Here is a 21987-nt window from a genome sequence, read left to right on the forward strand (position 1 = left end):
CTGGCAGGATGGTTTCCATGACTGCAGAGACGCACTTCCCCGCCCCTCCCGTTGCCAAAAAGGTGCCGACGGAACGCACCCACCACTCGGATACCTTCGTGGACGAATACGAGTGGCTGCGGGAAAAGGAAAGCCCCGAGGTCCTCGCCCACCTCACGGCCGAGAACAGGTACACCGACGCCGTGACCGCCGGCCAGGAACAGCTCCGGCAGGACATCTTCACCGAGATCAAGAACCGGACGCAGGAAACCGATCTGTCCGTGCCGTCCCGCAAGAAGGGCTGGTGGTATTACGCCCGCACTGACGAGGGCAAGCAGTACGCCATCAACTGCCGGGTCGCCGCCACTGACACTGGTGATCTCGCCAGCGACTGGACGCCACCGGAGATTGTCCCCGGCAAGCCGATTGAGGGCGAACAGGTGATGCTGGACGGAAACGCGGAGGCCGAAGGGAAGCCCTTCTTCTCCCTTGGCGGGCTGGCGGTTACCGAGGACGGGAACCTCCTGGCCTATTGCGAAGACAACGCGGGCGACGAGCGTTTCACCCTGCGGATCAAGGATCTGCGTACCGGCGATCTGCTTCCCGACGTGGTGCCGAACATCTTCTACGGGCTGGCCTTCTCCCCCGACGGCACCCAGGTGTTTTACACGGTGGTCGACGATTCCTGGCGCCCCTACCAGGTCAGATCCCACACGCTCGGCACCCCGGTGGAGCAGGACACGGTGGTCTATCAGGAGGACGACGTCGCCATGTGGACCGGCTTCGACCTGTCAGCCGACCGGACCCAACTGCTCATCGGCATCGGTTGCTCCGAGTACAGCGAGTACCGTGTGCTGGACCTGACCAACCAGTCAGCCGGCCTGCTCACCCTGATTCCGCGCAGTGAAAAGGTCCTCTACGAGGCCGATCCGGTAACGGTCGACGGCGAGCGCCACTATGTGCTCACGCACAACCGGAATGCCCGGAACTCAATGGTCAGCCTGGCCGCGGAGTCCGAGTTCGCCAAGCCACTCTCCGACCAGCGGTGGAACACGGTGGTGGCGCACGACGACGCCGTCCGGGTGGGCGGCGTCGCCGTCACCTCCACCCACCTGATCGTCTCGGTCCGCAAGGACACTATCGAACGTGTCCAGGTGCTCCCGCTCGCCGGGCTCGGCGCGGCCGACCAGCCCGCCCCCGAGGAGCCAGGGTTCGATGAAGAGCTCTTCACCTGCCACCTGGCCGACGCCGAGTTCGATTCGCCGATCATCAGGCTCTCCTACACCTCCTTCTTCACTCCCCCACGTGTCTACGACTATGTCCTCGACACCGGAAGCCTGCTGCTGCGCAAGGAGACCGAGGTGCGTGGCGGCTACCGCCCGGAGGATTACACGGCGGAGCGGCAGTGGGCCACAGCGGCTGATGGCACGCTGATCCCCCTGTCCGTCCTGCGCCGGGCCGACCTCGCCGACGACGGCGCCAACCCCGCACTGGTCTACGCCTACGGCAGCTACGAAATCAGCATGGACCCGGGCTTTTCGATCGCCCGGCTGTCACTGCTGGACCGCGGGGTCGTCTTCGTGGTGGCGCATATCCGGGGCGGCGGAGAAATGGGCCGCACCTGGTACGAGGGCGGCAAGAAGCTCAACAAAAAGAACACGTTCACCGACTTTGTCGATGCGACCCGGCATGTGGCGGCGTCGCCCTATGTCGATCCCAGCAGGATCGCCGCAATGGGCGGGTCCGCTGGCGGGCTGCTGATGGGCGCGATCACCAATCTGGCACCCGACCTGTACCGGGCGGTGGTGGCACAGGTGCCGTTCGTCGACGCGCTGACCACCATCCTCGACCCCGAACTGCCACTCTCGGCACTGGAGTGGGAGGAATGGGGCAACCCGATCACCGACCCCGCGGTGTATCAGTACATGAAGGAGTACACCCCCTACGAGAACATCAAGGCGACCCGGTACCCGCGGATCGCGGCGGTGACGAGCTTCAACGACACCCGGGTGCTCTATGTGGAGCCCGCCAAATGGGTGGCCAAGCTCCGCGAGACCACCACGGGCAGCGAGCCGATCGTGCTGAAGACCGAGATGGACGGTGGCCACGGCGGTGCGAGCGGACGGTATGAGCGGTGGAAGGATGTCGCCTGGGACTACGCCTTCGTGGCGGCGGCCCTTGGTGCCGAGGAGCTCCGGACCACCAGTTCCGCCGGGTAGACCACCGGGTCGGGGTGAGTGCCGGGAGCCTCAATCTCCTCGAGCAGCATGGCGCCGGCCTTGGTTGCCATCTCCACCATCGGCTGGGTGATGGTACTCAGCGCCGGCGACGCCAGGGCGGCAATGCTGTGGTTGTCATACCCCACCACGGCGACGTCGTCGGGTACCCGTAGCCCGCGGGACCGCAGGACCTCCAGCACACCGACGGCCATCAGGTCGGATGCGGCGAAGATCGCGTCGGTGCCGGGGGCAGCGTCGAGCAGTCGCCGGGTCGCCTCCGCCGCGCCCACAGTGGTGAAGTCGGCGAACTCGACGGGGCTCGGCGCCGCCCCGGCGTCGCGCAGCCCGTCCTGCCAGCCGCGGAGGCGGTCGACGGCGGCGGTCATGTCGGCGGGTCCGGCGATAGTGGCGGGGCGCTGGCTACCCGAGGCCAGGAGGTGCTGCGCTGCCTGGGTGCCACCGCCATAGTTGTCGGTGTCGACGTACGTCAGCCCGTGCTGGCTCTGCCAGGGCCTGCCGATGAAGATGATGGGCAGGCCACTCTCCGCCAGCGGCCCCACCCAGGTGTCCCCCTGGTGGTGCGACACCACGATGGCCCCATCCACGTGCCCGCCCCGCAGGTAGCGCACGGTCCGCGCCGCATCGTCGCTGCGGGACATGAGCAGGACCAGCTGCACATCGGTTTCCCGCAGCGACTCGGTGACGCCGGTGATGACCATGGCGAAGAAGGGGTCCATCATGACGCGCATGTCCGGTTCAGGAATGACGAGCGCTATCGACGCGGTACGCCGGGTGACCAGTGACCGTGCCGCACGGTTGGGCGTGTAGGCGAGGGCGACGACGGCGGCGTCCACCGCAGCCTGCGCCTCCGGGCTCACCCGGCTGCCCCCGTTGATGGCACGCGACGCCGTCGACCGGGACACGCCGGCCGCCGCCGCCAGGTCCTCCAGGGTGGGGCTGTATTTCGCTCCCGGCGGGTGGGCGAGTCCGGGACGCCCGGCCCGTGGTTGCTGATCATTCATCACCTAGAGAATACGACACGATGACCTGCCAGCGGGGCCTACCTGCTGGTGGCCAGCACGGTGTCCCCCGGGCCAGTCACCGCCTCCGCGGGGCCGGGTCCCACCTGGTGCACCGGGCCGGGCGCCGGCAGCGCGTTGGCCGCGGCGGCCCGGGCATACCAGAGGGCGCTGGCCTTCGGAGTCCGCTGCTGAGTGTCATAGTCCACCCGGACCAGACCGAAGCGCTGGTGATAGCCCCACGCCCATTCGAAGTTGTCCAGGAAGGACCACGCGAGGTAGCCGCGCACGTCGGCGCCGTCGTCGATCGCTGCCCGGACCGCCCTCAGATGACTGTCGAAGTAGGCCAGCCGGTCCTGGTCGTCAACGAACCCCGACCCGTCAGGCACGTCATCGTAGGCAGCACCGTTTTCGGTGACGTAGACGGGGATGCCCGCCGGCCCGGTGTACTCCTCGTGGATGCGGACCAGCAGCCGGCGCAGGCCGTCGGGCTGCACCTCCCAGCCCATCCCGGTAACCGGGAGGCCGCGCGGTGCGGACCGTACCCCGTCGGCTGCGACATACGGCGACGCGACCGGTCGGCCCTGCGGGGCGTGCCCGCCGTCGTCGTTGGCAGGATCGACCGACGTCGTCACCGCCTCGCCGTGATAATAGTTCACGCCCAGCAGGTCAAGAGGCTCGGAGATGACGGCCAGGTCGCCGTCGTGGATGAAATCCTCCAGGCCAAGGTGGCGGACGTCGTCGAGCACGTCCTGGGGGTACTGGCCCCTGAACACCGGATCGAGGAAGATCCGGTTGAACTGGCCGTCGATGCGGCGGGCGGCGTCGACATCGGCGTCGCTGTCCGGGTCGACCGGATCCGGGACGGTGAGGTTCAGCGTCAGCCCCAGCTGCGCTGCCGGGTCACGCCGGCGCAGCTCCTGCGCCGCCAGCCCGTGGCCGAGGAGCAGGTGGTGCGCTGCGGCGAGCGCGGCGCGGGGGTTCTGCCTGCCGGGCGCGTGAATCCCCGCCGCGTACCCGAGGAACGCTGAACACCACGGCTCGTTCAGGGTGGTCCAGATGCGGACCCGGTCGCCGAGGGCTTCATGCAGCACTGCTGCATACTCAGCGAACCGGTAGGCGGTGTCGCGGTTGGCCCAGCCGCCCTGCTCCTCCAGCGCCTGCGGCAGGTCCCAGTGATAGAGGGTCAGCCAGGGCTTGATGCCGGCGGCGACCAGCTGATCCACCAGGCGGGAGTAGAACTCGATGCCCTCGATGTTCGGCGTCACGCCGTCCGGCATGCACCGGGCCCAGGATGTGGAGAAGCGGTAGGCCTGCAGGTTGAGCTGTTTCATCAACGCCACGTCGTCGGCTGAGCGGTGGTAGTGGTCGCAGGCGATGTCACCGTTGTGCGCATCGGCAACCGCTCCGGGCTCCCGGGAGAACACGTCCCAGATGGAATCCTGCCGGCCGTCCTCGTGGGCTGCCCCTTCAATCTGGTAGGCCGCCGTGGCCGCACCCCAGAGGAATCCCTCCGGAAAGGTGATGTCTGTGTTGGTCATCCTTTGACTGCTCCTTGCATGATTCCTGAAACGAGTTGGCGTCCTGCGAGAACGAATACCAGCAGGAGTGGGATGGTCGAAAGCACTGCACCGGCGAGAACCACAGAGTAGTCAACGAAGTGGGCTGCCTGGAGTAGCTGCAGTGCCACCGGAAGAGTGGGATTGCTGGGGTCGAGCACGATGAAAGGCCAGAAGAAGTTGGTCCAGGTGGCCATGAAGGTGAAGAGGGCCAGCATGGCGGCGGCTGGCCGAGCGGCCGGGAGCCCCACGTGCCAGAACGCCCTGATCATCGACGCCCCGTCGACCCGCACCGCCTCGATCAGCTCATCGGGCAGTGCATCCCGGATGTACTGGGTCATCCAGAACACACCGAACGCCGTCACGAGGGCCGGGATGATCACCGCCCACAGGGACCCGGTCCAGCCAAACCTGGACATCACAATGAACAGGGGCACCACGCCGAGCTGGGTGGGGACCGCCATGGTGGCGATCACAAACACCAGCAGCCACTTGCTGCCCTTGAACTTCAGTTTGGCGAAGGCGAAACCGGCCAGCGTCGAGAAAAAGACCACCGAGAACGCGGTCACGCTGGAGACCAGCAACGAGTTCCCGAGCGCTGTCCAGAAGGGAATGCTGTCCAGCACCTGCGCCGCGTTGGCCAGGAAGTTACCGCCCGGCAGCAGGGGGATCCCGCGGGACAACACGGTACTGTCGTGGCTGCCGACCAGGAAGGACCAGTAGAGCGGGAATAGCGAACCGAGCAGGACGGCGCCGAGGAACCCGTAGGTGAGGAACCCGGGGCGCCGCCCGGTTCCGCCCGGGCCTTTCCGACGACGTCGGTTGCCCCGGCGGGACGCAGCGCGTGCTGCCCCCTTTCCTGCCGTTTGTGCGGTCAAGGGGATGGAGCTCACTTGGTGCCTCCCTGGTTGGCGATGCGCCGGGTGATGAAAAAGTTCAGGACTGCAATCAACACGATGATCAGGAACAGCAGCCAGGCGACGGCCGAGGCTCGTCCGAAGTTGCGTTGGCCCCACCCCAGTTCCCAGATGTACATCGTGAGGGTCTGCCATTGCCGGTCGGCTCCACCCAACCCGTACTGGTCGAACACCCGCGGCTCGTCGAAGATCTGAAGTCCGCCGATGGTCGAGGTGATCACCACGAAGATGACCGTGGGCCTCAGCATCGGCACGGTGAGCGAGAAGAACTGGCGGAGCCGGCCCGCCCCGTCGATGGCCGCCGATTCGTAAACGTCCCGCGGAATGGCCTGCATGGCCGCCAGGAAGATCAGCGTGTTGTAGCCGATCCAGCGGAAATTCACCATAGTGGCGATGGCCATGTGGCTGGCGGTCGGATCGGAGTGCCAGCGCACGCCCTCGAAGCCGAGCGACCTGAGAATCTCGTTGACCAACCCGAACTGGTCGGCGAACAGGTTGTTGAAGATCAGCCCCACGGCCACCGGTGCGACGACGAACGGAACCAGTACCCCCATCCGCCAGAAGGTTTTCGCCCGCAGGTTCGCGTCGAGGAAGGCGGCGATGACGATTGCCGCCACCACCTGTGGCACTGAGGAGAGCAGGAAGATGCTGAACGTGTTGCCCACAGCGTTCCAGAAGAACGGCTGGGACAGGATGAACGTGTAGTTCTCCAGCCCCGCGAACTCCCCCTGGCCGCCGATCAGGTTCCAGTTGTGGATGGAAACCCAGGCCGTGTATCCCAGGGGAAACAGGCCGGTGATGGCGAACAGGAGGAAGAACGGCGAGATGTAGAGGTACGGGGAAAACTTCACATCCCAGCGGGAAAGCCGATGGGAGAAAGTGATCCGTCGAACCTTTTTGGACGACGGCGGGCGCCGGGGTGGGGCTGGTTTCAGCGCCCGGTCGGTGACGGCCATGGTGTCAGAGCGCGTTGACCGCGGTGACGAACTTGTCCCAGGAGGAGGCGACGTCGTCGGTCTGGTCGACGTCGACACGGGTCAGGGCCTGCTGCATCGCATCGTTGATGGGGAAGTACTTCGGTCCCTTGAAGGGGGTGACGTCCACGGCCAGCGCCCGCTCGGCGAGGATCTCCCCGGTGGGCGCGTCGTTGAAGAACTCGTTGGTCGCGTCCAGCAGGTCGGTGCTTTCCAGTGCCTCGACCTGGCTGGGGAAGGTGCCCTTCGCGTTGAATGCCTTGATCTGCTGTTCGGGTGCGGTGAGCCAGTCGGCGAGCTTCTTAGCTTCGGCCTGATTTTCGCCCTGCACGGGGACCGTCAGGTAGGACCCGCCCCAGTTGCCGCCACCGCCGGGGAAGACATTGGCAATGTCCCATCCTTCGACGCCTTCGGCGTTGCCCTCAATGACACCGAGCATCCAGCCGGGGCACAGCATGGTGGCAAACGCATCGGACTGGAATCCCGCCGTCCAGTCTTCGCTCCACTGGCCCAGATGCGCGGAAAGGTTGTCATCCACCGAGGCAGCGACCACGGTCTCGTAGATTTCCTTGACCTCGGCGTTATCGGCGGCGATGACCGTGCCGTCCTCATTTTCGTAGGCGTTCTCAACCTGGTTGATCATGCCCTGGTAGGTGGCTCCGGCTGAATCGAACCAGGCGACTCCGTCGCTGGCGGCGACGAAGTCCCGTCCAGCCTCAAAGTAGCTGTCCCAGGTGCCGCCCAGTAGCGCAGCGACTTCGTCCCGGTCGGTGGGCAGGCCAGCGTCCTCAAAGAGGTCGGCCCGGTAGCAGACACCCTGGGGGCCCACATCGGTGCCGTAGCCGATGAGCTTGCCATCCGGGGTGGTGGCGGCTTCGGTCTTCCAGTCCAGCCAGCGGCCGTCGACCGCAGGGTCGGCGAGGTCAGCGAACTGGTCGGGGAATTCCATCAGCTCCGCCAGCCAGTCAACCTCGATCGCTTCGATGTCGGAGAGTCCCGATCCTGCGGCCAGCCGGGTGGTGAGGTTGTCGCGGGCCTCGTTGGAGGTGGCCGCCTTTTTGTGTTCGATGGTCACGTTGTCGTTGAGTTCTTCGTATTCGGTGAAGAGGTCTTCGTACCCGAACTCGTTGAAGGTGGCAACGGTGAGAGTGACGTCTGACTCGCCGGTAGCGTCGTCGATATTGCCCGCCGGGGCTGAATTGGAACCGCAGGCTGAGACGGCGAGGGCTAGGCAAACTGCGCTGGCTGATAGCGCGGTGAATCTGGCTCGATTGTGCACGGGGTGACTCCTTTGTCGGGTGATGACCTGAATCGTCATGGGAGCGCTCTCACGCTCTGGAATCATCCTTGAGTGACCTGCGTCTCATGTCAAGTGGGAGCGCTTCCACGCACTCGAAATACGACTGCCCCGCCACCATCGCGCCTAGTCAGGGGCCCGCGGCACGAACGGCCGTAATGCAATCGTTATCTCCGAGGTCGCCGCCAAAGGGCTAGGGGAAGGTCTTAGTCGCTGGACCATCGCTTGACACCGCGCCGCCTGCCGGTATTACCTAAGTGAATTACCTAATGACCATTCGGTCACTAATAACCAGACCGGTCAGCTTGTCCGGTCAAAACAGTGAGGCTCCAATGGCGGACACCGGTGCCCGGCACACGCATCCTATCCTCGAGCAGGATCATGCCTCCCGCTGGTTAGGCATCGACGTCGTCGACCTGGCCGATGGCCGCGCGATCATCACCATGCGCCTTCGCCCCGACATGCTCAACGGGTTTGGCATCGCCCACGGCGGGATGGTCTTTGCCCTCGCCGACTCGGCCTTCGCCCTGGCCTGCAACCCCATCGGTGAAACGGACACCATTACCGTCGCCTCGGGCGCGGACGTCACCTTCCTGGCCTCGGCCCATCCCGGGGATCTGCTGACCGCCACCGCTAACCGGCGCGCCTCAGCCGGGCGTAGCGGCCTTTACGACATTTCCGTCTCCGCGGAAAACGAGAACGGTACCCGGGCGATTGCCGAGTTCCGTGGCCGTTCCCGGACCATCCCCAATCCCCAGCTCGCCAAGCCCAGCAGCGCCGCTGTCACCACCACAGAAAAGAGCCTCCCATGACCAGCACGGCACTCAAGGCCTCAGCCGCCGATCCCTCAACCCTCGACGTCGAGGAACTGATGTCGAGGGACCAGATCGAAGCCCTGCAGCTGACCAGGCTCCAGCACACGGTGCAGTATGCCTACGACAGGGTCCAGTTGTACAAGGACAAGTTCGATGCGGCAGGGGTTCACCCGACGGATCTTAAAGAACTCAGCGATTTGTCGCTCTTCCCGTACACCACCAAGGAGGACCTGCGGCGCACCTACCCGTTCGGCATGTTTGCTGTCCCGCAGCCCCAGGTGGCACGCATCCACGCATCGTCGGGCACCACAGGGCGGCCCACAGTGGTCGGCTACACTGCTGGCGACCTGGACCGCTGGGCCGCCCTAGTGGCGCGGTCCCTGCGGGCATCAGGGGTCAAGAAGGGCGACAAGGTGCACAACGCCTACGGTTACGGGCTCTTCACCGGCGGCCTCGGCGCCCACTTCGGTGCCGAAAAACTCGGCTGCACCGTCATCCCCATTTCGGGTGGGCAGACCGAACGCCAGGTCCAGCTCATCAAGGACTTCGAGCCCGACGCCATCCTCGCCACCCCCACCTACCTACTCACCATCCTCGACGCCATGGCAGCCGCGGGCATCGACCCCGCGAGCACCTCGCTGAAGACGGCCGTGCTCGGCGCTGAGCCCTGGACCGAGGAGATGCGCCACGAACTGGAGAACCGGATGGGGTTCGACGCCTGCGACATCTACGGCCTGTCCGAGGTGATGGGCCCGGGCGTGGCGGGCGAATGTGTCGAGAGCAAGGACGGCTCCCACATCTGGGAAGACCATTTCCGCCCCGAGATCATCGACCCGTTCACCGACAACGTGCTCAACGACGGCGAACACGGCGAGCTGGTCTTCACCTCCCTCACCAAGGAGGCCCTGCCCATCATCAGGTACCGCACCCACGACCTGACCCGACTGCTGCCCGGCACCGCACGGCCCGGGATGCGCCGGATGGGCCGCATCACCGGACGCAGCGACGACATGATCATCCTCCGCGGGGTCAACCTTTTCCCCACCCAGATCGAGGAAATCGCACTGCGCATCCCAGCGCTCAGTCCGCACTTCCAGTTGGAAATCACGCGGCCTGAAGGCCAGCGGATGGATGCGATGACCGTCAAGATCGAGCCGCGTGAGGGAGTCTCGGCGCACGACGCCGAAACCGCTGCCAGCACCCTCAGCGAACAGATCAAGATTCACATCGGCTCCAGCTGCGCCGTCACCATCGCCGAGCCCGGTTCGCTCGCCCGGTCCAGCGGCAAACTCCGGCGGATCTACGACCTGCGGCCCAAGGCCGGCGCCTGATGCCAACCGCTCCCCCGGCGGCCAACCGGCGCGGCCGGCCCGGCTATGACCAGCAGGCTGTCCTCACCATCGCCGTCGACGTGTTCAACCGGCACGGATACGAAGCCACGTCGATGGGCGTCCTCGCCGAAAACCTGGGGATCAGCAAGTCAGCCATTTACCATCACGTCCCCTCCAAAGGGGACCTGCTGCGTCTGGCGCTGGATCATGCGCTGGGCGGGCTGGAGGCGGTGCTGACCGATCCCGCAGCGACCTCGGGCAAGGCCGATGCCCGGCTGGAGTTCGTGCTGCGGGGCACCATCGCCGTCCTGATCGAGCGGCTCCCCTTCGTCACCCTGCTGCTGCGGCTGCGCGGGAACACGGAGGTGGAGCGGGGCGCCCTGGAGCGCCGTCGTGCCTTTGACCGGCAGGTGGCGGCGCTGGTCGACGCGGCACGGACCGAGGGTTCCCTGCGGTCCGACATCGACCCGCGCACCACCACCCGCCTGCTGTTCGGCACGATCAACTCGATTGTCGAGTGGTACAAACCCGGCGGTGCCGTGTCGCCCGAGAAGCTGGCCGACGACGTCATCACCATGGTCTTCGACGGACTCCACCGCTCCTAGCCCGCACACCCCGCAACAGCCCTCCCGCCTGGCCGCCAACTGTGGCGGGAGGGCACTCCGCACCCACCGGAGCTGACCGCTCGGCGGAGGGGCGGAGGGCTCGGCCCGGCCTACTTCTCGACGAGGGTCAGGACGTCGTAGGTCGCGACGATCTCGTCATCCTGGTTGTGCAACACAGCATCCCAGGCCACTTCCCCGTATTCTTCGTCCTCGCGCGGGGTAATCCGCTTGGCCGTCAGGGTGACCCGGATCGAGTCCCCGGCAGCGACCGGGGTGATGAACCGCAGGTTCTCCAGCCCGTAGTTCGCGAGGACCGGCCCCGGAGCGGGATCGACGAACAGCCCCGCACCCCAGGACAACAGCAGGTAGCCGTGTGCCACGATGCCCGGGAAGAACGGGTTCGCGGCTGCGGCTTCCTCGTTGGTGTGCGCGTAGAAGGTGTCCCCGGTGGTATTGGCGAACGCGGTGATGTCCTCAAGGGTTACCTGCCGCAGGTCCGAGCGGATCGCGTCGCCAATCTGCAGGGCGGCAAGATCCTTCCGGAACGGGTGGGTGCCATCAAACCGGCGCTCAGCACCGGTATGCCAGACCCCGGTGACCGCGGTGAGCATGTTCGGGGAGCCCTGGATGGCGGTGCGCTGCATGTGGTGCAGCACCGAGCGGATGCCGCCGAGTTCCTCGCCACCGCCGGCGCGGCCCGGACCGCCGTGGACCAGGTGCGGCACGGGCGAGCCGTGCCCGGTGGAGCTGCGGGCGTCTTCCCGGTTGAGCATCAGCACGCGCCCGTGGTGGGCGGCGATGCCAAGAACCAGCTCCCGGGCCACGGCGGGGTCGTTGGTGCAAACCGTCGCCACGAGTGATCCGGCGCCCAGGGCGGCGAGCCGCACGGCGTGCGCGGCGTCGTCGTACCCGATGACCGAAGCGACCGGGCCGAACGCTTCAACCGTGTGCAGCTCGATGGCTTCGGCGTTCTCCCAGGTCAGCAGTACCGGGGACATGAAGGCGCCCTCGACGGCGGTGTCCACGGTGCCGTCGGCGCGGGTGACACGGGGCGCGTCAAGCGTGCCGTAGGCGAGCTCCCCGCCCGCGGCGATCATGGTTTCGACGGCGGAGCGGACATCCCTGAGCTGGTCCAGGGAGGCCAGGGCGCCCATCGTGACGCCCTCGGCACGCGGGTCGCCGAGCACGATGCGCTGTTCAATGCGGTCCCGGGCGGCGGCGACGACGTCGTTCACCAGGGTCTTGGGCACGATGGTGCGGCGGATGCTCGTGCACTTCTGTCCGGCCTTGACCGTGATCTCAGTGACGAGGGATTTAATGAAGGCGTCAAACTCGGGGGTGCCCGGGACGGCGTCCTCGCCCAGGATGGCCGCGTTGAGCGAATCGGTTTCGGAGGTGAAGCGGACGCCGCCGTGCACCACGTTGTCGTGGGACTTCAGCTTGTTGGCGGTCGACGCCGACCCCGTGAACGAGACCAGATCCCGGTAGTCCAGGTAGTCGAGCAGGTCCCGGGCGGATCCGGAAATCAGCTGCAGCGCGCCCTGCGGGAGGATGTTGGACTCGATGATGAATTTCACGACGGCGGCGGTCAGGTACCCGGTTGGTGTCGCCGGTTTGACGATGGTGGGAACTCCGGCAAGGAAGGCCGGAGCCAGCTTCTCGAGCATGCCCCAGACTGGGAAGTTGAAGGCGTTGATTTGCACGGCCGCGCCCGGGATGCGCGTGTAAATGTGTTCACCGAGGAAGGTGCCGTCCTTCGAGAGGGTTTCCGGCGGCCCATCCACCACGACGTTGGAGTTGGGCAGCTCGCGGCGGCCCTTCGACCCGAAGGTGAAGAGCACCCCGATTCCGCCGTCGATGTCGACCATGGAATCAATTTTCGTCGCACCGGTCCGGGCCGACAGTTCATACAGCGAGGTGCGCTGGTCGTTGAGGAACTGAGCCAGCGCCTTGAGCATCAGTGCGCGCTGGTGGAAGGTGAACTTGCCGAGGGTCTGCTGCCCGGTGGACCGGGCATAGTCGACTACCCGGGCGACGTCGAGTCCCTCGGTGCTGACCACCGCCAGCGTCTCACCGGTGCTCGCGTCCCGGACTTCGGCGCTGTTGCGTTCTGTCAGGGAGGTAGCGTCTGGCGTCCACCAGGCATCCTCGATGAAGCTGGGAACTGTCTGCACGCGTACGGCTGTTGAAGTCATCGTCGACTTGCCTTTCACCTGTGGGTAGCGGCGCCCGCCCTCCGTGAGGAGGATAACTGAACGGACGTTCGGTAATATGTCCAGCGTACATTAACTGGCCTTTCCACATCCCTCAAAGGAGCCCTTCGGTGACTCACCAGACCTGGCAGATCCAGCTCGGCGAACTCGACGAGAAGATGGGCGTGAAAATCCTCGAGCAGTCGATTGAGCGGGTGGTCGCCACCATGCCGGTGGCAGGCAACCGGCAGTCCTTCGGGCTTTTGCACGGCGGCGCGTCGCTCGCCGTCGGCGAGGCTGTGGGGTCCTGGGCGGCAGTCATCCACGCCAGCACCATGGGAAAGACCGCCGTCGGCGTCGACGTGTCGGCCACCCATCACAAGTCCGCCCGCGAAGGACTGGTCACCATCACAGCGACCCCCATCCATCTGGGCGGCACCCTCACCACCCACGAGGTGGTGCTGACCAACGACGACGGCGCGCGGCTGTGCAGCCTGCGGATCACCAATCTGATCATCGACCGCCGCTAGGCGCCCGCAGTCAACCGGTTCCTCAACGCCGCCACTGCCGACGGGGTCAGGCCGGCGTCCAGGAGGTACTGGGCCGCGTCGAGTTGGAAGAGCAGCTGATGCAGGTGCGCTGCGGACCGGTCCAGCCGCTTCTGCAGTTCGTCTTTGGACGCCGGCGGCTCCTTCGGCGTCTCCTGCGTCGCGAAGAACTGGTTGATTCCGCGGACTCCCAGGGCATAGTCCTGCACGATCTCATCGGCGGATACGCCCGCCGCCGACAGCATGACGGCTGTCACCATGCCGGTGCGGTCCCGGCCAGCTGAGCAGTGGATGATCACGCCGCCGTCGGGTGCATCGATCACTGTCTGCACCACGGCGGCGATCTTCTCGGGCCAGCGTCGCAGGTTCTCCCGGTAGTGCTCAGGCGAGCTCAGGTACGGCCCAACCAGTTCCATGAAGTCGGCGTCGGACTGGTCCTCGGTGGGACGGTTCACGATCGTGAAGCGGGTCAGACTGTCAGCAGCGACAGCCGGGTCACCGGGGCGCCGTCCGAACTCGCCGGGGTTGCGCAGGTCGACCACGGTGCGGACGCCGTCGTCGTACGCCTGTCGCCAGCCGGTTGAGGAAAGCCATTCGTGCCGCCCCATCCGGTACATGCGGCCGGGTAGGATTACCCCGCCGAGACCGCCGAGATCCCGAGCGTTGACGGCGCCGTCCCACCGGACGGCACGGGCTTCGGCCGCGGCAGGATCAGCGGTGTGGCCCGGCTGGGAGGTCATGACCACACTCTAACAATTTGCGGCCAGTCCGGGTGCAGGCTTCTTTCCCGGCCTGTTTCCAGAAAGCTACTGCAGGTGTATCTTTCAGCCATGAAAACTCCCCGTCACTCCCTGTTCGGACGTTCTGCCGCTGCTGCGGCGCTATCGGTCGGCCTGTTGGCCAGCACGATCGCGGGCCCCGCCGCCGCTCATAGCCAAGGACCCCCGGTCCCGGCCGACTATGTGGCCCTGGGCGATTCCTACGCTGCCGGGTTCGGCGCGGGCTTCTACGCCAATGCGTGCGGGCAGTCACCTCTGGGACTGCCGTGGCTCCTCGACGAGCAACGCAAAATCGAGTTGACCTACAACGCCACCTGTTCCGGGGCGAAGGCCGCAGCAAACCCCACCGATGCGGTACCCGACGTCCCTGAGCAGCTGGCAGGACTCGTTTTCAACGAGCTGATCGGTGCTGAGACGGACCTCGTCACGGTGTCGGCGGGCGGCAACGACCTGGATTTTGGGGGCGTAGTGGGGGCGTGTGCCACGCAGGTACTCGAAATCTGCCAAATGGTAATCGACGGCCGCACGGTCCAGGCGCAGACCAGCCTGGCCGCGGCACTCGATGACCTGTACGGGGAGCTGCGCACTGCCGCGCCGAACGCCACAATTGTGGTCACCGGGTACCCGCACCTGTTCTCGCCAAAGTCCGGATCGGAGGTACTGCTCAGTACCGAGGCGCAGCGGTTGTTCAATGACGGTACCGATGCGCTCAACGCGGTCATCAAGCACACCGCCGAAGCCAACGGACTGCAGTATGTGGACGTGGCGAAGAGGTTCACGGGCCACGGTATTGGCACCCGGGATCCGTGGATCACGTATACCGGGTTCACCGCCATCGACGACCTGCACCCGAATGCCAAGGGATACGAGTCCGGTTATTTCAAAGCGATCCGCAGCGCAGTGAACCTGAATACTCTGTGGCGGTAGCGCCGGGACGCCGGCGGAGGGGTGTTCCTCGACCGGTTCCGGCTCACTCGGTCCAGTCGAAGAACCCCTTACCTGACTTCCGGCCGAGCTCGCCGCGGGCCACCTTGTCCCGCAGTAGCTGCGGCGGCGCGAAGCGTTCCCCCAAGGTTGATTCGAGATATTCGGCGATGCCGAGCCGGACATCCAGGCCCACCAGGTCGGTGGTCCGCAACGGACCCACCGGGTGTTTGTAGCCCAGCACCATGGCGGTGTCGATGTCTTCGGCCGAGGCGACACCCTCCTCGACCATCCGCATCGCCTCGAGGGCGATTGCGACGCCCAACCGGGAACTGGCGAAGCCGGGCGCATCCTTGACGACCACCGGGGTTTTCCCGAGCAGTTCCACCCAGCCGCGCGCTGCGTCGGCGAGCTCGTCGGAGGTCTGCTGTGCCAGGACCACCTCGATCAGCGTTGAGGCGGGCACCGGGTTGAAGAAGTGCAGCCCGCAGAACCGCTCCGGCCGTTGGAGCTTCCCGGCCAGTGAGCTCACCGACAGGGACGAGGTGTTGGTCGCCAGCCATGCGTTGGACGTCAACCGTTCCTCGACCGCTGTGAGGGCGGCTGCCTTCAGCTCGGCGTCCTCGGGGACCGCTTCCACTACCAGCCCGCAGGTTTCGAACGCCGCGTAGTCAACCGACACGGAAACCCGCGCCGAGAGCGTCTGGAGATCCTCCGATGTGGTTCCGCGCTGCACGCTTTTACCGAGTGCGTCGAGGACCCGCTGCCGTGCCGCCTCGGCGGCGTCGTCGTCGCGCTCGACGACGACAACGGTGGCACCCGCTGTGCAGAAGGCGTGGGCGATGCCCGCGCCCATCCGGCCGCCACCCAGGACGCCAACGATGTCGGGGATGCGGGCTGCGCTGGGGATTGCTGTAGTCATTTTTTCTTCCTGTCGAGGAATGCCTGCATCCGGTCGAACTTCGCCTCGGATTCAAACAGGATGCCCTGGGCTAACTGGTCAATAACCGGGTGGGCCTCGGGCGGGGCGTGGAACACGGATTTGGTGATGCGGACGGCCAGTGGGTCCTGCCGTGCAATCCGGTCGGCGAGCGCATTGGCGCCCGCGAGGAGGGCCTCGGGTTCGTGGATTTCGGTGATCAGCCTGGCAGCGAGGGCCTCATCGGCGCCCAGGATCCGCCCGGCGAGGAGGATTTCCTTCGCCAGTGGCTCGCCGACCAGTTCCCGGAGCCGCCAGGTGGCGCCCGCGGCAGCCAGAATTCCGAGGCCGGTTTCAGGGTTACCGAGCTTCAGGCTGGGCGTGCCGATCCTGAAGTCAGCGGCGTAGGCCAACTCGGCGCCTCCGCCGAGGGCATACCCGTCCAACGCGGCGATGACCGGCAGGGGGAGCCGGGCAATGCGGGCAAAGAGGGTGGAGTTGATCCCGGCGAGCGCATCGTCCCGGCGTCGTTCCCGCAGCTGGGCGATGTCGGCGCCTGAGGCAAACACGCCGTTACTTCCCGTGAGGATGAGGATCCGCGGCCGCTTCTCCAGCACCTCACACACAGCATGCAGTTCATCGACCATCGTCTGGTCGATGGCGTTACGGACCTCGGGGCGGTGCAGTTGGACGGTGAGGCGGTCGCCGTCGTCAGTGACCCGCAGCGTGGTGAACTGGTCCATCAGACGCGCTCAAGCAGCATGGCGGTGCCCTGCCCCACACCGACGCACATGGTGGCCAGCCCGATCGCCCGGCCCTCACCGCGTGCCTCGCGTTCCAGACGGCCGAGCAGCGTGATCGCGAGCCGGGACCCCGACGATCCGAGGGGGTGGCCGAGAGCGATAGCACCGCCGTCGCGGTTCACCAGTTCCTCATCGAGTCCGAGCCGGCGGATGCAGGCGATGGACTGGGTGGCGAAGGCCTCGTTGAGTTCGACGGAGGTCAGATCGCTGATGCTCAGCCCGGTGCGCTGGAGTACCTTTTGCGTGGCCGGAACCGGGCCGATGCCCATGATGGCTGGCGGGACGCCCGCCGATGCACCGTCAAGGATGCGGGCGCGGGCGGCGAGGCCCAGCCGGTTCACTGCCGCTTCGGAGGCGACGACGACGGCGGAGGCACCGTCGTTCAGTGAACTGGAGTTGCCTGCGGTGACCACCCCGTCCTTCTTGACGACCGGGCGAAGTCCGGCGAGCACGTCGAGGGTGGTCTCGGCGCGGGGTCCTTCGTCGGTGTCGACGGTGACCTCGCGCTTGCCGTGGCGGGTCTGCACCGGCACAATCTCGTCGCGGAAGCGGCCCGCCTCAATCGCGGCGAGTGCCCGCTGGTGGGACCGCAGGGCGAAGGCGTCGGCGTCGTCGCGGGTGATGCCGTCCACCGAGGCGACCTCCTCTGCGGTTTCCGGCATGGAGTAGGTGGTCTTGTCCTGTGCCGCGAACAACGGGTTGGTGAACCGCCAGCCGATCGAGGTGTCGAACACGTCCCCCGGCTTGGCGAACGCCTTGGCCGGCTTCTCCATCACCCAGGGCGCACGGCTCATGGATTCCACGCCGCCGGCGACCACAATGTCGGCGGCGCCGGACTTGATCATGTGGGAGGCCATAATGATGGCTGACAACCCTGAGGCGCAGAGCCGGTTGACGGTGATTCCGGGAACGGTATCCGGGAGTCCGGCGAGCAGCGAGGCCATGCGTGCGACGTTGCGGTTCTCCTCGCCGGCGCCGTTGGCGTTGCCGAAGATCACTTCGTCGATTTCCCCGGGGTCGATACCTGCGCGGGCCACCGCCTCGCGGATCGCGAGCGCTGCGAGGTCATCGGGCCTGACCCCGGAAAGCGCTCCGCCGTAGCGTCCCACCGGGGTGCGTACCCCGCCGACCAGAAATGCCTCGGCCATGCCTGCCTCCAGAATCATCAACGATTGTGTAAGTCACACGGTCAGCCTAATTACTGACCGTTCGTTCTATATTACAGATGTGTCCGGAAAAGTGGCTCCCCCGCAAAGCCGGCGTTGCCCCACCGCTTGTGTGCGGTGCCGCAACTATTCCGGCGGACCCGCGACCCGGCCGGCCTCAAGCCGCAACTCCTTCGCGCCGGGGAGGCCGGTGAACCACCTCCGGAGTTCGCGGTCGTGGCTGACGACGACGAGGGTGCCGTCGTACCCGGCCAGAGCCTCTTCGAGCTCCCCCACCAGCACCGGGGCGAGGTGATTCGTGGGTTCGTCGAACAGGATGACGTCGTAGCGCCCCACCAGCAGGCGAGCCAGTGCAAGCCTGCGGTATTGGCCCGCGGAAAGGGTCCCGACGGGAACCAGGAAGTCGGCGCTGCGGAACAGGCCAAGGTTGAGGAGGCGGTCGGCGTGTTCGTCCAGGTCGCCCTGCAGACCCGAGGCGAAGGCCGGCAGGAGCCGCATCGACGGGCGGGGGTGCGGGGGCAGCTCCTGCGGAAGGTATCCGAGCCTGCCCCGCTGGACCACTGTGCCCTCCTGCACCGGGCAAAGCCCGGCCATGACGTCAAGCAGAGTCGTTTTACCCGCTCCGTTGGGACCGGTAACCAGGAGGTTCTCCCCCGCTCCTACCGTCAGCGAACCCACTGCCAGACGATCACCGACCGCGACGCCCTCAAGAGTGATCACCGGCCCGGTCAGTGACTGCCCGCCGAACTGGGCGGACAGCGCCAAAGGCTGAGGCGGTCGATCCACCGGCCGCTCCTCCAGCCGCCGCAGCCGCTCCTGCGCGTTTCGCTTCTGGCTGGTGATGGCTTCCTGCACGGTGCCCTGTTTGAAGTCGTAGCCCATCTTGTCGCCGTCGCGTCGACGCCCGTAACCCATCCGCCCCTCCACCGCTGCGGCTTTCATTCGTTCGGCTTCCTTGGCGTCCAGCCATTGCTGGTATTCCTGTTCCCACCGATTGCGTTCAGCAACCTTGGCCCGGAGGTATCCCTCGTATCCATCGCCATACCGCCGGAGTTCCCTGCGGTCGCCGTCCACTTCAATGATGGTCGTCGCGAAGGTGCGCAGGAACGATCGGTCGTGGGACACGGCGACGACCGCGCCCCGGTGGGCGGCGAGCTCCCGCTCCAGCCAGCTGACGGCGTCGTCGTCAAGATGGTTGGTGGGTTCGTCCAGCAGGAGGATGACGGCCGGGTCGGCGAGCAGGCAAGCCAGCGCAAGGCGCTCCTGTTCTCCGCCGGAGAGCGTGTCAAGGGTGCGGCCCCGTTCCAGGCCGCCCAGCCCCAGCTGACTGAGGGCTGCGTCAACCCGCGAGTCGACGGCGTAGCCCTCATGCAGGTCATATTCGGATTGGAGTGCCCCGTAGTGTTCCAGCTCGTCTGAATCAGCCGATTCCAGGGAGGCTTCACGCCTCCTCAGCTCCGCCTCGAGGGCCCGGATTCCGCTCAAGGCCGCGTCAATCACGGTTTGGACGGTGTCGGACGGCGCATGGTCAAGTGTCTGCGGCAGGTGACCGACCGCTCCGTGCACTGAGATGTGTCCGCCATCGGGGGTTTCGAGCCCGGCCACCAGGCGCATCAGCGTGGACTTGCCGGCGCCGTTCTCCCCGACCACTGCCACCCGTTCGCCACGGCCGACGGTCAGGTCGACGTGGTCAAGCAGCAGGCGGTCCCCATAGCCGTGGGACACGTCGGAAAGTTGGATATGTTCGGTCAAAGGAGTTCCTCGCGATATCGGAAAGTGCGCAGGCGTCGCGGCGCGCGGGTTCGAAGCGGGCGGTTGGCGCCGGCCGAACAGGCAGGTGCAAGGCTACTTCCTCATGGCTCCAGCGTGCCCCGGTGTGGGCAAGCCGTCAACCTCACCGGGGCACGCCCCCGGCTGCCTTGTCGCGCTGACGGTGGATTTTCGACAAAATGTGGGTGTGACCACCAATCGAAGCACCCCCCATCAGTGATATCCGCATCGCCTGCCGTCCGACGCTACTCAGCCTTCAGCACCTCAACCGCGGGAGGTAACCCGGCCGGGGTGGTGATGGAGGCCGCGGATCTTTCTGACGATCAAATGCAATCTATAGCTTCCGACGTCGGCTACAGCGAAACGGCCTTCCTCACCGGACCCATCACCGCCGATTCCCCGATTCCGATCCGCTACTTTGCGCCGATGGGCGAAGTGGACTTCTGCGGTCACGCGACAATCGCGACGGCGGTGGCACTGGGGGAAGACGCGGGACTGGGCGCCTATACGCTGCATACCAAGGTGGGACCGGTTAACGTCAGGGCTTCACGCGACCGTCGAGGCTTTCTGGGATCTTTGGAGAGCCCGCCGATCAGCTGCTCACCGCTGGCTGCCACCGATCTTGAGCTGCTCCTGAGCAGCCTGCGGTGGACAGGGGAGGTGCTCCATCCCGATTATCTTCCCGGGATCGGATTTGGTGGCAATCTCCATCCGGTCGTCGTCGTCAGGGATGCCGAAACGCTTGGCACTCTGGACTACCACTTCGCTGCGTTGCAGGAACTCTGTCGGACGCATACGTGGATCACGGTAACCCTGATAGCTCCCGCCGGTCCCGGCCTCTGGCAGGCGCGGAATCCATTCCCCTGGGGCGGGGTGGTTGAAGACCCCGCTACCGGTGCCGCGGCCGCAGCGTTCGCCGGGTACCTGAGGGCTCAGGGTCGGATAGCTGCGGGCGCGAGCTTCACGATCCGTCAAGGGATCGAGATGGGTCGGCCCAGCACGCTCGAGGTCACGGTGCTCGAAGCGACTGCTCTGATCAGCGGCTACGCCGCGGTCATCACCCAGGGCGTCCCGGGTGTCGCCTCAGCGTCGAGAAACTGGAGAACCGCCGAAACAACCGCCAAAGCAGAGCCTCACACGGACAGCTACTGACCGCGATGAGGTAGTGCCCGCCCCCGTCCGTCCCTAAAGTCGGTCCATGACCTACAACATCCAGATCACCCTCGACTGCACCAACACCCACGATCAGGCGGACTGGTGGGCTGAAACGCTCGGGTGGGTGGTGGAACCCACCGATCAGACCTTCATCGACGATGTGCTGGCCAAGGGCTGGGCCCAGCCGGATGAGCTCATTGTGCACAAAGGGGTGCGCGTGTGGCGCGACGGCGCAGCCATCTGCCGCCCCGGGGAGGATAGCCACAAGGGCAGGCTACGGATGCTATTTCAGCCAGTGCCTGAACCGAAGACTGTCAAGAACCGCTGCCACCTGGACATCAACCTCGACTGTGACGATAAAGACGAGCTCAGGGCCCGGCTTGAGGGCCGGGGTGCCCAGTTTCTCTACCAGGCGAACCAAGGCCCCCACGTTTGGTACACGATGGTCGATCCTGAGGGCAATGAGTTCTGCCTCGGGTGAGGACTCTTAGCTCCGAACGGCGCGTTGACGCAACAACACGATGGCTGCAGCGAGACCACCAGCAGCGGCGATGCCCGCCGCGGCAGGGGTTGCCGCTGCTAGCCGACCGGCGGGCGTAGCCACCCCGGTGTCGACGCCGCCCACCGGCATCTGGCCCACCTGAGGTGCGGGGTCCGGGTCGGGGGATCGAAAATCGATGAAGCAGGGGTACGTTCCATCCGGGAACACGATGGACCCAGGGTTGACCGCGCACAGGTTTGTACCGTCGGCTGCGATCACGCCCCCGGTGACAAAGGTGACGGTGTCCGGGTCTACTACCGTCGCCTGGTCGAACGGGACGAACACGATGTCGTCCGTTGCTGCCATCGCGGTCGACGCGCCAACGAACATGGTTGAAGACGAGACTGCAACGATTGCCAGGATCTTGGTGACTTTCACGGCTCTCCCTTCGGCGGCCGCCCCTCTGGCAGCCAGCATTGGCTTAGCTAACCAAACACCGAAAAAATACGCCAGGGCCCCGGGATAACGAGACCGC

General features: G+C 66.0%; 20 protein-coding genes. 8 read left to right on the forward strand and 12 right to left on the reverse strand.

From position 1 onward, the window contains the following. Positions 1–17 precede the first annotated feature (17 nt). Entirely contained in the window at positions 18–2198 is a 2181-nt protein-coding gene (locus ACX80T_RS05465; protein WP_459303927.1) for a S9 family peptidase, read from the forward strand. Here the strand turns inward: ACX80T_RS05465 and ACX80T_RS05470 are convergent. From ACX80T_RS05470 to ACX80T_RS05490, 5 genes are read right to left on the reverse strand one after another with little or no spacing between them, the layout of a single operon-like run. Next, positions 2135–3220: a LacI family DNA-binding transcriptional regulator gene (locus ACX80T_RS05470; protein ID WP_459303928.1), complete on the reverse strand. Its 1086-nt coding sequence runs from the start codon at positions 3218–3220 to the stop codon at positions 2135–2137. The genes ACX80T_RS05465 and ACX80T_RS05470 overlap by 64 nt on opposite strands. 38 nt (positions 3221–3258) lie before the next feature. Next, entirely contained in the window at positions 3259–4758 is a 1500-nt protein-coding gene (locus ACX80T_RS05475) for a GH1 family beta-glucosidase (RefSeq protein ID WP_459303929.1), read from the reverse strand. After that, complete coding sequence (locus ACX80T_RS05480; protein ID WP_116779040.1) at positions 4755–5669, reverse strand: carbohydrate ABC transporter permease; 915 nt, start codon at positions 5667–5669, stop codon at positions 4755–4757. Before ACX80T_RS05480 ends, ACX80T_RS05475 begins: the two co-directional genes overlap by 4 nt. Continuing rightward, positions 5666–6649: a carbohydrate ABC transporter permease gene (locus ACX80T_RS05485; RefSeq protein WP_019482378.1), complete on the reverse strand. Its 984-nt coding sequence runs from the start codon at positions 6647–6649 to the stop codon at positions 5666–5668. The genes ACX80T_RS05480 and ACX80T_RS05485 overlap by 4 nt, the downstream gene beginning before the upstream one ends. Before the next feature lie 4 nt (positions 6650–6653). Continuing rightward, on the reverse strand, positions 6654–7985 hold the full coding sequence (locus tag ACX80T_RS05490) for an ABC transporter substrate-binding protein (protein ID WP_443110853.1): 1332 nt from the start codon (positions 7983–7985) through the stop codon (positions 6654–6656). Positions 7986–8296: 311 nt separating this feature from the next. On the opposite strand from ACX80T_RS05490, the gene paaI reads away from it, so the two are divergent. Genes paaI through ACX80T_RS05505 form a run of 3 tightly spaced genes read left to right on the forward strand, consistent with a single transcriptional unit; the run spans position 8297 to position 10715 of the window. After that, on the forward strand, positions 8297–8776 hold the full coding sequence (gene paaI, locus ACX80T_RS05495) for a hydroxyphenylacetyl-CoA thioesterase PaaI (RefSeq protein ID WP_459303930.1): 480 nt from the start codon (positions 8297–8299) through the stop codon (positions 8774–8776). Beyond that, positions 8773–10110, forward strand: coding sequence for a phenylacetate--CoA ligase PaaK (paaK, locus tag ACX80T_RS05500; protein WP_459303931.1), 1338 nt, complete (start codon positions 8773–8775; stop codon positions 10108–10110). The genes paaI and paaK overlap by 4 nt, the downstream gene beginning before the upstream one ends. After that, the gene (locus tag ACX80T_RS05505) at positions 10110–10715 is read left to right on the forward strand and encodes a TetR/AcrR family transcriptional regulator (RefSeq protein WP_019482382.1); all 606 of its coding nucleotides are present in this window, start codon (positions 10110–10112) and stop codon (positions 10713–10715) included. Before paaK ends, ACX80T_RS05505 begins: the two co-directional genes overlap by 1 nt. A gap of 110 nt (positions 10716–10825) precedes the next feature. Here ACX80T_RS05505 and paaZ read toward each other — a convergent pair whose 3' ends face one another. Next, positions 10826–12910, reverse strand: a complete 2085-nt coding sequence (gene paaZ, locus ACX80T_RS05510) for a phenylacetic acid degradation bifunctional protein PaaZ (RefSeq protein ID WP_459303932.1) — start codon at positions 12908–12910, stop codon at positions 10826–10828. Between the two features lie 176 nt (positions 12911–13086). Between paaZ and ACX80T_RS05515 the strand changes: the two genes are divergently transcribed. Beyond that, on the forward strand, positions 13087–13437 hold the full coding sequence (locus tag ACX80T_RS05515; protein WP_459304035.1) for a PaaI family thioesterase: 351 nt from the start codon (positions 13087–13089) through the stop codon (positions 13435–13437). On the opposite strand, the gene ACX80T_RS05520 is transcribed toward ACX80T_RS05515, so the two are convergent. Next, positions 13434–14195 (reverse strand): tyrosine-protein phosphatase, encoded by a 762-nt coding sequence (locus tag ACX80T_RS05520; protein ID WP_459303933.1) that lies wholly within the window; start codon positions 14193–14195, stop codon positions 13434–13436. The genes ACX80T_RS05515 and ACX80T_RS05520 overlap by 4 nt on opposite strands. 90 nt (positions 14196–14285) lie before the next feature. Between ACX80T_RS05520 and ACX80T_RS05525 the strand changes: the two genes are divergently transcribed. After that, on the forward strand, positions 14286–15161 hold the full coding sequence (locus ACX80T_RS05525) for an SGNH/GDSL hydrolase family protein (RefSeq protein ID WP_459303934.1): 876 nt from the start codon (positions 14286–14288) through the stop codon (positions 15159–15161). A 43-nt stretch (positions 15162–15204) separates the two neighbouring features. Here ACX80T_RS05525 and ACX80T_RS05530 read toward each other — a convergent pair whose 3' ends face one another. The 4 genes from ACX80T_RS05530 to ACX80T_RS05545 form a co-directional block, all read right to left on the reverse strand. Further along, positions 15205–16080: a 3-hydroxyacyl-CoA dehydrogenase family protein gene (locus tag ACX80T_RS05530; RefSeq protein ID WP_459303935.1), complete on the reverse strand. Its 876-nt coding sequence runs from the start codon at positions 16078–16080 to the stop codon at positions 15205–15207. Next, a complete protein-coding gene (locus tag ACX80T_RS05535; RefSeq protein ID WP_459303936.1) occupies positions 16077–16820 on the reverse strand; it encodes an enoyl-CoA hydratase/isomerase family protein in 744 nt (247 codons plus the stop codon). The genes ACX80T_RS05530 and ACX80T_RS05535 overlap by 4 nt, the downstream gene beginning before the upstream one ends. Further along, on the reverse strand, positions 16820–18028 hold the full coding sequence (locus ACX80T_RS05540; protein WP_116778720.1) for a thiolase family protein: 1209 nt from the start codon (positions 18026–18028) through the stop codon (positions 16820–16822). The genes ACX80T_RS05535 and ACX80T_RS05540 overlap by 1 nt, the downstream gene beginning before the upstream one ends. Before the next feature lie 144 nt (positions 18029–18172). Then, positions 18173–19798, reverse strand: coding sequence for an ABC-F family ATP-binding cassette domain-containing protein (locus tag ACX80T_RS05545; protein WP_019483200.1), 1626 nt, complete (start codon positions 19796–19798; stop codon positions 18173–18175). A gap of 234 nt (positions 19799–20032) precedes the next feature. On the opposite strand from ACX80T_RS05545, the gene ACX80T_RS05550 reads away from it, so the two are divergent. Both ACX80T_RS05550 and ACX80T_RS05555 read left to right on the forward strand, forming a co-directional pair. Beyond that, positions 20033–20968, forward strand: a complete 936-nt coding sequence (locus ACX80T_RS05550; protein ID WP_192813086.1) for a PhzF family phenazine biosynthesis isomerase — start codon at positions 20033–20035, stop codon at positions 20966–20968. 46 nt (positions 20969–21014) lie between these two features. Next, a complete protein-coding gene (locus ACX80T_RS05555) occupies positions 21015–21452 on the forward strand; it encodes a VOC family protein (RefSeq protein WP_019483198.1) in 438 nt (145 codons plus the stop codon). A gap of 6 nt (positions 21453–21458) precedes the next feature. Here the strand turns inward: ACX80T_RS05555 and ACX80T_RS05560 are convergent, their stop codons facing one another. Then, positions 21459–21890, reverse strand: a complete 432-nt coding sequence (locus tag ACX80T_RS05560) for a hypothetical protein (RefSeq protein ID WP_116778721.1) — start codon at positions 21888–21890, stop codon at positions 21459–21461. Positions 21891–21987 lie beyond the last annotated feature (97 nt).

Source organism: Arthrobacter sp. Sr33, from assembly GCF_054511195.1.